The sequence below is a fragment of the Halomonas campaniensis genome, assembly GCF_002211105.1.
In the GTDB taxonomy this organism is placed as follows: Bacteria; Pseudomonadota; Gammaproteobacteria; order Pseudomonadales; family Halomonadaceae; genus Vreelandella; species Vreelandella campaniensis_A.
The window spans coordinates 44,575-53,854 of sequence record NZ_JPUA01000019.1 but is presented as its reverse complement, the minus strand read 5'-3'; the positions used below and the strand labels follow the sequence as shown (position 1 = coordinate 53,854).

The window sequence follows — 9,280 nt, the reverse complement described above, 5'->3', positions numbered from 1 at the left end:
CCACCCCCGCGATGCGGTAGCGCGCCAGCCGGTGGAGGTGCGCCGCGGCGCTAACGGCTGGTACAACGATACCCAGGAGGATCTACTGGCCTTGGAAAGGCCGGTAGCCCTGGTCTACAACGGCATCTCCCATGCGGTGATGATGGCAAGCCCCGCCGACCTTGAGGATTTTGCCCTCGGCTTCAGCCTTTCCGAAGGCATTCTGGCCAGTACCGATGAGTGCTACGACCTTGAGATCCACGAAGCGCCCCAAGGCCTCACCGTTCAGCTCACCATTGCCAGCCAGCGGATGGCCGAACTCAAGCAGCGGCGGCGCAGCCTGACCGGGCGTACCGGCTGCGGCCTATGTGGCACCGAAGCCCTGGAGCAGGCTATTCGTCCGATTCCCCATGTGGTGGCTCCGCCTGTGAGCGATGCCGCCATTCAGCGCTCCCTGCAGGAACTGGCCACCCACCAGCCGCTGCAGGCAGCCACTGGCGCTAGCCACGGTGCCGCCTGGTGCGATGCCCAGGGGCGCATCCAACGGCTCCGCGAGGATGTGGGCCGTCACAATGCCCTGGATAAACTGATCGGTGCCCTTGCCCGCGAGGCCGCCCCCCTCGGCGGAGGGTTCGCGCTGGTCACCAGCCGCGCCAGTTATGAGATGGTGCACAAATGTGCCAGTGCCGGTATTGGCGCCCTGGTGGCGGTCTCGGCGGCCACGGCGCTCGCGGTGGAGCAGGCCAAGGCATCGGGGCTGCTACTGGCAGGCTTTGCGCGGCCCGGCCGCCACCTGATTTACCATCGCCCCATGTCGGCGGCGATGGCACACGGCTGAGGAGGCACGCAATGGCGTCGCACCAAGAGACTCACCTGATTCACATGACCAACCAGATCGCCGCTAACCTGGGCGGCGGTCGTGATGAAGAAACAGCAGCCGCGGCCACCTGCCGCCACTTAGAAACCTTCTGGGCGCGGTCAATGAAGCATCGTCTGATCGCAACACTGGAACACGAGGATGGCGAGCTTTCACCTCTAGCGCGGCGGGCCGTCACCCTGCTGGCGGAAAGGCTTGCAAAACGGCATGCCGGATAAGCGTTAACGCAACGGGGCTTGCCATCTGGCAAGCCCCGTTTTTATACCTATCGTTCATAAGTGCTGATACCACACGCACGGTTCGTCAGCGTTAGAACTCTTCCCACTCATCTGCGGCATGCTTCGCCGGTGAGGGCTTTGAAGATGGCTGTGATGAGGCATGCGATGAAAGCGCAGGGCGCTTCAGGCCGCTATCGCTGCCACGCTGCTGAGGCGCCGGAGAGGCGAGCGCCTGATGCTGTGGTTCATCTTCACCAAGGACAAAAGAGTTGATTAGCTGATTAAGATGCTCCGCGTGGCGGCGCATATTGGCGGCGGCGGTGGTCGACTCTTGCACCATAGCGGCGTTCTGCTGGGTCATGGTGTCCATTTCAGCCACGGCGGTGTTGATCTGGCCGATACCACTGCTCTGCTCTTTAGCCCCCGCGGTGATCTCACCGATCACATCGGTGACTTTCGCCACGCTGGAGACAATCTCACGCATGGTATCACCGGCGCTACGCACCAGCTTCGCGCCGGAGTTAGTGTGCTGAACCGATGCATCGATAAGCGCACGAATCTCTTTGGAAGCATCGCTGGAACGGCTGGCCAGAACCCTAACCTCTTGCGCTACCACGGCAAAGCCGCGGCCATGCTCACCTGCCCTTGCGGCTTCCACCGAGGCATTCAGCGCCAAAATATTGGTCTGGAAGGCAATCGAGTCGATCATGCTGATGATGTCACTGATACGCGACGCAGAGTCGTTAATATCGCGCATGGTGCTTTCCACCTGCCCCATCGAGGTCTCGCCTTCGCGGGCTACGTCGGCAGTAGACTGCACCAGCGTATTGGCCTGCTGGGCGTTGTCGGCGCTGTGGTTGACGGTCGAGGTGATCTCTTCCATGGACGCTGAGGTTTGTTGCAGGTTCGCGGCCGCCTGCTCGGTACGGGTGGCAAGCTCATCAGAACTTTGTGAGATCTCCCCCGCTGCCTGGTGCACGCTGAGCGTGCTGCGGCGTACATCGCGAAGCGTGTCCTGCATCCGCGCTACAAAGGCGTTGAACTGAACACTAAGCTCGCCAATCTCATCGCCGCTTTCAACTGCCAAGCGACGGGTTAAATCACCGCGCCCCTGTGCGATGTCTTGCATCGCCGCGGTAGTCCGCTTGATCGGCCCCAGCGTTCGACGCACCAAGGCGTAGGCTATCAGTGCAATCACAACAAACAGGCCCAGCCCCAGAAGGGAGGCAAATATAATGCCTTCGCGCAAATCGGTAGCAGCCGCGGCTTCAAGCTCGGCAATGGCGTCGTCAGCATCGGTGACGTAAACGCCTGCACCAATGAGCCAGTCCCATTTTTCAAGGCGGTCAACGAAGGAGTGCTTGGGTTCAATTCTGTTAGTACCTGGGTAATCCCACATGTAGCTATAGAATCCCCCACCACTTTGCGCGACCTTAATAATTTCGCGAATCAGGTAAGTGCCATCGGGGGTTTGCGCATCGATCATGTTGGTGCCTTCACGCTCCGGTGCAGGCGCCGTGACGATATTGTTACCGTCATAGTCGTAGATGAATATGTAGTTGTTGTCTTCAAAGCGCATAGAACGCACAAGCTCAGCGACCTGCTGCTTGGCGGCCTCATCGTTGGCCCCAGCTTGTTCGTAAATGGGCTCGATGGCAGAAGTCGCCATCTGGACAATTTTGCGTACCCCATGGCGGCGCTCTTCAATAAGCATTTCACGCTGTTCTGCCAGTACGTTACGGGTGTCTTGGATGTTGCTATAGGCTTTAAAGCCAACCAGCGTAACCGTTACTAACAGAAGGGGGAGCAGTACAAGCATCAGCACCTTGGTCTGTAAACCAAGGGCTCGTTTGGGAGCAGTAGGAGTGGCCATTTGTGAGCAAGTTCCAGAGTCAGTCTTGAGTGAAGAGTTTTTAATAGTTATAGGGGCCTTATCGACCTAACATGCGCAAACTTTAACCAGTTTTAGGGTTTTTCTACTTAATATTCAAATAATTAGTAACTAATAGTTAGGTTCATAACCTAAGTTAAGGTTATTCATGAAATAAACGTCCAAGGTGGGGGTGTGGTGGCCAGGGATGGCCCGTTTTAGCACGATGCTAAACCACAAACTTCGGTTGCCCTGACCTCCCTACCGCCTGGTCAGGGCGACCTTTTTGTTTCTAGGGCGGTTGTTTATCTCCTGCTTCTTACTACCCTCGCCTGAAGTCAGCTCGGCCAATGTGCGACCTTCTTGATATTTGCCCTTGTTACTGGCTTTTGTTACTTACTCGCGTCATCAGCGTATCATGGCGGTAGGGTCTAAAGGAGAGTAGCAAGCATGGTTCGAAACCACCCATTTGTTAGCGCTGTCTTGCTCTTGCTCCCTCGGTTGGCTCACTTTGCTTGGCGCGTATTACGCAATTTCCTGAAAAATCACGGCGTCCTGCTGGCCGGTGGGGTGGGCTACAACATTTTGCTCTCCATTGTACCGCTTTTCGCCGTGCTCGTTGTGCTGTTAACCCAGGTGGTGGATCAGCAACATCTGCTCAATGTGCTGGCTGTACAGGCACGCCATATGGCGCCTGCCCATGCAGAGGTGTTGCTGGAGGCCGTTCGCAGCCTGCTGGACTCACGCGACGTGATCGGCATTCTGAGCTTTCCTATCCTGCTTCTCTTCAGCTCCTTCGCTTTTCGCATGCTGGAAGATGCTCTGGCAATCATTTTCCACGCGCCAGATAGCCCGCATATCAAGCGCAGCGTCTGGGTGTCGGTGATGTTGCCCTACGCCTTTATGGTGGTGTTGGGGGCGGCGCTGATGGTGCTCACCCTGGTGGTGACCCTGGCCAGCTCGCTGAATGCGCTGGTCATGGCCATTTTCGACCGAGAACTGCCATTGGCGGGGCTGTCAGAACCAGTGCTTAACCTAGCCAGCTTCATCGGCGTTTTTCTACTCTTCAGCGCTATCTACAAAGTGCTGCCGGTGGTGCGCATCGCCTTACGCCGGGCAATCGTAGGGGGATTTGTGGCAGCCCTGCTGTGGGAGGGAGTTCGGCTGTTGCTGGTCTACTATTTCGCTAATCTCTCGTTCGTGAACGCTGTCTACGGTTCGTTGGCAGCGCTGGTAGTCGTACTGATCAGCCTGGAAGTGGGCGCCATCATTTTACTGTTGGGCGCCCAGGTGATTGCCGAACTGGAACGCAATACCCGCCTTGGGTTGCCCTGGTACGTCGATCCCAGCCGCCAGCCGATTACGCGGGTCGAGTGACGTTAGCTAGCGGTCGCTTCGGCCTGAGGGCGCCGCTCATCCAGCATCCCTTTATCGAGAATAAAGCGGATGATCTCCTCAAGCCCTACGCCGTCATAGAGGTTGGTAAACACGAAGGGCCGCTCGCCGAGTATCTGAGTCCGGTCGCGCTATTGCCTCCAACTGGCCGCCAGGGCGTCCAAGCGCTCACGCTGAAAGGCCTGCAGGTCTGCATTGGGTTGTTGCAGGCGCAAGAACTCGAGCATCGGATCCGCCACATCGGTAGGCACATCGCTGAGTTCCTCCACCACCGCATGGCCACAGAAGGGAACGTAGGCCTCGGAGTAGCCGCCCTCGTGGATCATCACCAGGCGCCCACCGCAGAGTCGCTCAGCGGCTTGGCGCAGCGTGCGGGTCATCTGGCGATAGGACTCGCTGGTCAGTAGCATCCGCGCCAGAGGGTCGAAGCCATTGGCGTCAAAGCCGGAGGCGACGATGATCAACTCCGGGGCAAAGCGCTCCAGTGCAGGTATCACGAGTCGCTGTATGGCATGCTGGTAGGCGTCCTCGCCGCCACCGGGCAGCAGCGGGATATTGAGGTTATAGCCAAGGCCTTTTCCGCTGCCGCGATCCTCGGCCCCGCTATAGCCCGGCGGGAAGCAGCCCTCCTGATGCAGCGAGATCGTCAACACATCGTCGCGCTCGTAGTAGATGTGTTGGGTGCCGTTGCCGTGGTGCACATCCCAGTCGACTACTGCGACACGGGTAAGTCCCGAGCGGGCTCTGGCAGCCTCGATGGCGATAGGAATATTGGCCAGCATGCAGAAGCCCATGGCGTGATCCGGCAGGCAGTGGTGGCCCGGCGGGCGCGACAGTGCGTAGGCGTTGTCCGCCTCTCCGCACAGCACTGTGGCCACGGCCTCGATGGCCAGACCTGCGGAGATCCGTGCAATCTCGTAGCTGCCCGGCCCGATAGGGGCATGGTCGCCCAGTTCGCCGCCGCCCGCATCGCTCAGCGTCTTGAAGCGTGCCAGGTACTCAGCGGGATGAATACGCAGCAGGTCCTCCTCGCTGGCCATGGGAGCCGTGCGAAGATCCAGGGCCCGGCTCAGCCCCGAGATATCCATCAGGGACTTGAGGCGTCGCTTGGACTCCGGCGACTCGGCCAGCCCCCCTGCGGCGGGGGGCTGTACCCAGCCGCCTACCGGCATGACCAGGGCGTGCTGGCCAGCGCTGTGCCACAGGCAGTGTTCATCGAAGAAGAAGGCGGTACGGCGGGTCATGAGTTCACTCCTTGGGATGGTGCGGTTCGAGCGCCCCGCAACATTGTCGAGGTGCCACTGGAAATCAAGATGAGGATCAGGGAGAGCAGGCCAAACAGGGCGGTGATCAGTAGCCTGCCGGTGTAGTGGCTCTGAGCCTCGATCAGTTGTCCGGCGATAAAGGGAGCCACCATTAGAGCCGCCGGGGCCAGGGCGACGACCATCCGGCGCGACGAGGTGTCTTCGGTAGCCGATGTCTTGAGAGTCATAGTGGGATCTCCGATTGTCGTGGGTTCACCACACACGAGCCAGGCGCAGCAGAGCCTGACTGCCGTGGAAGGCGTTGTCGGTATCGACATTATGCGAGAGGGCTAGCATTACCTGATGGCGGGGAGAGAGTTGATGGCCTAGCTCTACGCCCAATTGGGTATAGCGCTGGCGGGTGTCGTCCAGCGCCCGACCATCCAATTGCAGGGCACCGCCTTCGGCATGGATCAAGCGCAGGGCGCCATAGGTGTTATCCATAAGGTCGTAGGAGGCGAATGCCTGGAGGCGGTAGAGCGGATCCTGCTCGAGGGTCATGCCCAGGTAGTCGCCATTGTCACCGTAGAGTTGGGCTTCGAGGTTGGCCTCCAAGACCCATTTCTCGCCTACGCCGCGGGTGTAATTGAACACGAAGGTGGCCCCCCAGCGGTTGGCGCCAGGAGAGGTGCCAGGGCGCTGGCCATCGTACTCGCCTATTGGGAGGGTCAGCATCGTCAACAAGCCGCTGGCGACGCGATCCTCGGGGCGGTCGACGAAGAATAGCGTGCCGCCCAGCTGGGGATCCCCCAGACCACTCTGGCGTTCACGCTCAGCGGCACCGGGCAGGCGGGCATCCACCTCCACCAGAGGCATGACGAACTGGGGCGTGCACAGGCGCCCGCAGATATCACTGAACCAAATCTGGCGATAGGCCAGGGCATTGACGTCGAGGCGGGCGTTGCCCTCGGGGTCGGCTGCGCCGTGAAAGCGATTGGCCTGCTCGTTGCCCAGGTAGAGCACGCCTATCGAGGTGCCGGCCGGGGCAGAGAGGAAGTCTCTGGCATTGAGATCAGCGGCCTGGGAGGTAGTGGCACTCAGTGCCAGAGCCGCAGGCAGACCGATGATGAAGCGCTGTAGCATGAGAGATGTTGTCATTGTATAGCCTCTGGTTTGGTCAAGACGCAGGTATGCGACACCGTCACCCGCTCGGGCGATGGTCGGCATAGTGGGAATGAAGTGGGGCGCGGGGCCCGACGGGCATCAGCCAGGTGGCGAGCGGTTGAGCAGAGTGGCCACGCTGGCCTTATCGTGGAGATCGAGTTTCTGGTAAATGCTGCGTATATGGTGGCGCACGGTGCTGGGGGCGATCGCCATCTCTCGGGCGATTTCCTTGTAGGTAAGTCCGCTGCCGAAGTGCTGGGCGACCACCAGTTCTCGTTCGCTGAGACAGGCGAGAGGGCCCAGGCGGCAGACGGTGAGTAGCCAGAGATCGAGAACCGGAAGGCACTGGATGCTGATTCTGGCACCTTCATAGCCAGCCTCGTCCAGGTGCACCGGAAGCGTCGGCCCCTGCCAGTCGGGCCACTCATCGCCGAGCAGGTCGCTGAAGCCTCGTTCGGCGCTATGTAGCACGCCCTGGCGGTCGCAAACCGCCAGGGCCAGGTGTGGCTGGCTTTCCAGGCACTCGCGACGCGCCACCAGAGTCCGGATCTGGCTAGCATCCACGGCTATCGAGAGGTGGCTGATAAGGTGGGTCAGTAACTGGCGCTCCCGCTCGCCGAAGCGGGCCGAGCCGGGGCGGCGATAGAGCGAGAGATGGTCACTGAGCCGGGTGCGAGGACTGGTGTGAATCACGCAGAGCAGCTCGCTGAGGTCATGGCGCTCTCCCAGCCAGGCGAGCCCCGGTGTGGTGGCACGCATGTCGACGATCACCGCCTGGCCCGGCTCGCGGTGGCTACGCTCCACGGTGACGTCCTGATGTTCGATGGAGCGCCAGTCGGCCAGATACGTCTCGGGGAGTTCGTAGAAGAAACGGCTGTGCTCCTCGATCCGCCCATCGATCAGTACCGACCGCCCCCACCAGGCGCAGTCGAAGGCCAGCAGTCTCTGTAGCCGAGCTAGGGCAGCGGGATGGAAGTCGGGCAGAGGAAGCCTCTGGGCAAGTTGGTTAATGTCCCAGAGCAGTTGGCTGAAGGAGCCCAATAAGTCGTCAGACGCCACGGCATCGAGCTTGGTCATCGTCGGGTACCATTGTTATTAGGAGGTGGCCGGGAACCAGAGCCATGGCACCATCTTAGCCCCACCAGGAAGGGCCTGACATCGTGCAGATGAACGATGCGTCGCGCCGCTTTCTACCCTTGCAGCCAAACAGATCTATACGACGCCTCGCTGCGTTGAGCGCCCGGAAAATAACATTATTCCGAAGCCCGCTGAGGCTTTTGACGAGAAGCCCTTGTCGCCTCGACTCGCTGGGAGGCAGGAAACTCACTGCCCCTATCACAGCGCCACAGGGCGTTGTGATAGGGGCGAGCATAGCGATAATGTCGACGGATCAGGCTGGCCAGCCACGCACCAGGACGCTGAGAGAGACCAGATCGAGGAAGGCGAACAGGGGCCGCCTTAGGTTAGCCCGCGATGGCCGTTCGGCGCTCATCCAGCATCCCTTTATCGAGAATAAAGCGGATGATCTCCTCAAGCCCTACGCCGTCATAGAGATTGGTAAACACGAAGGGCCGCTCGCCGCGCATCTTTTTAGAGTCGCGCTCCATCACCTCAAGCGAGGCATGTACCTGCTCGGCAATATCGATCTTGTTGATAATCAGCAGATCGGATTTGGTAATACCGGGCCCCCCTTTGCGGGGAATTTTGTCCCCGGCGGAGACGTCAATCACGTAGAGCGTCAGGTCGGAAAGCTCAGGGCTGAAGGTCGCCGAGAGGTTGTCGCCGCCCGACTCCACCATTACCAGCTCTAGCTTGGGATGGCGCCCCTGTAGCTCATCGATGGCCGCCAGGTTCATCGAGGCGTCTTCGCGAATCGCGGTATGCGGGCAACCGCCGGTCTCCACGCCCAGAATACGATCCGCCGGCAGCGCATCGTGCTTGAGCAAAAAGTCGGCGTCTTCGCGGGTGTAGATGTCGTTAGTAACCACGGCGATATCGTAGTAATCGCGCAGCGCTAAACAGAGTTGCTTGAGCAGTGCGGTTTTGCCGGATCCAACCGGGCCACCCACACCAACACGTAAACAGTGAGTCATTGTTCTCTCCTCAATCGATAAGCTGATTAACTTCTAAGCTAGTTAACGTCTAAACCTTTAACTTCTAAACAAGCGCGAATACTGGGTTTCGTGTAGCGCACTGGCCAGGGCCAATCCGGGTAGCACCGGGCCTAGTTTTTCATCCTCAAGCACCAGCGCCTGATTAACGGCATTCACTAGCGCTGGGCGCAGTTGTTCAATTACTCGCTGTGCAGCCGTATGCCCTAGCGGCAAGGCTTTACAGGCCACCGCTAGTTGGTTCTCCAGCCAGGCCCAGGCAAAGCCCAGCAGGGTTTGGCGAACAGAGACGCCGCGGGCGTGGGCGGTGTAAGCAAACAGCGTTACATAGCCTGGCTGCTCTGGCAGTACGGGCGATAGTAAGCCCTCACTTGGCAGCAGTTGCTCTTTGGGTAATAGATCCAAGCTGCCCAGTAGCCGTT

10 protein-coding genes and 1 pseudogene are annotated in these 9,280 nt (G+C 59.7%); 3 read left to right on the top strand and 8 right to left on the bottom strand.

Going from position 1 to position 9,280, the window contains the following annotated elements; all coding sequences use genetic code 11:
* Together fdhD and JI62_RS06955 are read left to right on the top strand one after the other, a co-directional pair.
* Nucleotides 1-817 (top strand): formate dehydrogenase accessory sulfurtransferase FdhD (gene fdhD, locus JI62_RS06960; RefSeq protein ID WP_346425900.1); only part of this gene is annotated, 817 nt, incomplete at its 5' end.
* A gap of 11 nt (nt 818-828) precedes the next feature.
* A complete protein-coding gene (locus JI62_RS06955; RefSeq protein ID WP_088699464.1) occupies nt 829-1,074 on the top strand; it encodes a formate dehydrogenase subunit delta in 246 nt (81 codons plus the stop codon).
* Nucleotides 1,075-1,165: 91 nt separating this feature from the next.
* Here the strand turns inward: JI62_RS06955 and JI62_RS06950 are convergent, their stop codons facing one another.
* Nucleotides 1,166-2,947, bottom strand: a complete 1,782-nt coding sequence (locus JI62_RS06950) for a methyl-accepting chemotaxis protein (RefSeq protein ID WP_088699463.1) — start codon at nt 2,945-2,947, stop codon at nt 1,166-1,168.
* A gap of 447 nt (nt 2,948-3,394) precedes the next feature.
* On the opposite strand from JI62_RS06950, the gene JI62_RS06945 reads away from it, so the two are divergent.
* Nucleotides 3,395-4,321 carry a YihY/virulence factor BrkB family protein gene (locus JI62_RS06945; RefSeq protein ID WP_088699462.1) on the top strand — a complete coding sequence of 309 codons (927 nt, stop codon included), beginning with the start codon at nt 3,395-3,397 and terminating at the stop codon, nt 4,319-4,321.
* A gap of 2 nt (nt 4,322-4,323) precedes the next feature.
* Here the strand turns inward: JI62_RS06945 and JI62_RS06940 are convergent.
* The 7 genes and pseudogenes from JI62_RS06940 to JI62_RS22865 all read right to left on the bottom strand — a co-directional run.
* Nucleotides 4,324-4,452: pseudogene (locus JI62_RS06940) on the bottom strand (urease accessory protein UreG); the annotation flags it as partial.
* 18 nt (nt 4,453-4,470) lie between these two features.
* On the bottom strand, nt 4,471-5,583 hold the full coding sequence (locus tag JI62_RS06935) for a class II histone deacetylase (protein ID WP_088699461.1): 1,113 nt from the start codon (nt 5,581-5,583) through the stop codon (nt 4,471-4,473).
* Nucleotides 5,580-5,831 (bottom strand): hypothetical protein, encoded by a 252-nt coding sequence (locus JI62_RS06930; protein WP_088699460.1) that lies wholly within the window; start codon nt 5,829-5,831, stop codon nt 5,580-5,582. Before JI62_RS06930 ends, JI62_RS06935 begins: the two co-directional genes overlap by 4 nt.
* Nucleotides 5,832-5,856: 25 nt before the next feature.
* Nucleotides 5,857-6,741 carry a transporter gene (locus JI62_RS06925; RefSeq protein ID WP_088699459.1) on the bottom strand — a complete coding sequence of 295 codons (885 nt, stop codon included), beginning with the start codon at nt 6,739-6,741 and terminating at the stop codon, nt 5,857-5,859.
* Between the two features lie 105 nt (nt 6,742-6,846).
* Nucleotides 6,847-7,824, bottom strand: a complete 978-nt coding sequence (locus tag JI62_RS06920) for a helix-turn-helix transcriptional regulator (RefSeq protein ID WP_088699458.1) — start codon at nt 7,822-7,824, stop codon at nt 6,847-6,849.
* 386 nt (nt 7,825-8,210) lie between these two features.
* The gene (gene ureG / locus JI62_RS06915) at nt 8,211-8,840 is read right to left on the bottom strand and encodes an urease accessory protein UreG (RefSeq protein WP_088699457.1); all 630 of its coding nucleotides are present in this window, start codon (nt 8,838-8,840) and stop codon (nt 8,211-8,213) included.
* Between the two features lie 57 nt (nt 8,841-8,897).
* On the bottom strand, nt 8,898-9,280 hold a 383-nt coding region (locus tag JI62_RS22865; protein WP_276206553.1), incomplete at its 5' end, for an urease accessory protein UreF.

Excerpts from the sequence above, each read along its gene's own strand:
- JI62_RS06950 (WP_088699463.1), bottom strand. The coding sequence starts at position 2,947 with ATGGCCACTCCTACTGCTCCCAAACGAGCCCTTGGTTTACAGACCAAG.
- JI62_RS06930 (WP_088699460.1), bottom strand. The coding sequence starts at position 5,831 with ATGACTCTCAAGACATCGGCTACCGAAGACACCTCGTCGCGCCGGATG.
- JI62_RS06945 (WP_088699462.1), top strand. The coding sequence starts at position 3,395 with ATGGTTCGAAACCACCCATTTGTTAGCGCTGTCTTGCTCTTGCTCCCT.
- JI62_RS06935 (WP_088699461.1), bottom strand. The coding sequence starts at position 5,583 with ATGACCCGCCGTACCGCCTTCTTCTTCGATGAACACTGCCTGTGGCAC.
- JI62_RS06920 (WP_088699458.1), bottom strand. The coding sequence starts at position 7,824 with ATGACCAAGCTCGATGCCGTGGCGTCTGACGACTTATTGGGCTCCTTC.
- ureG (WP_088699457.1), bottom strand. The coding sequence starts at position 8,840 with ATGACTCACTGTTTACGTGTTGGTGTGGGTGGCCCGGTTGGATCCGGC.
- JI62_RS06955 (WP_088699464.1), top strand. The coding sequence starts at position 829 with ATGGCGTCGCACCAAGAGACTCACCTGATTCACATGACCAACCAGATC.
- JI62_RS06925 (WP_088699459.1), bottom strand. The coding sequence starts at position 6,741 with ATGACAACATCTCTCATGCTACAGCGCTTCATCATCGGTCTGCCTGCG.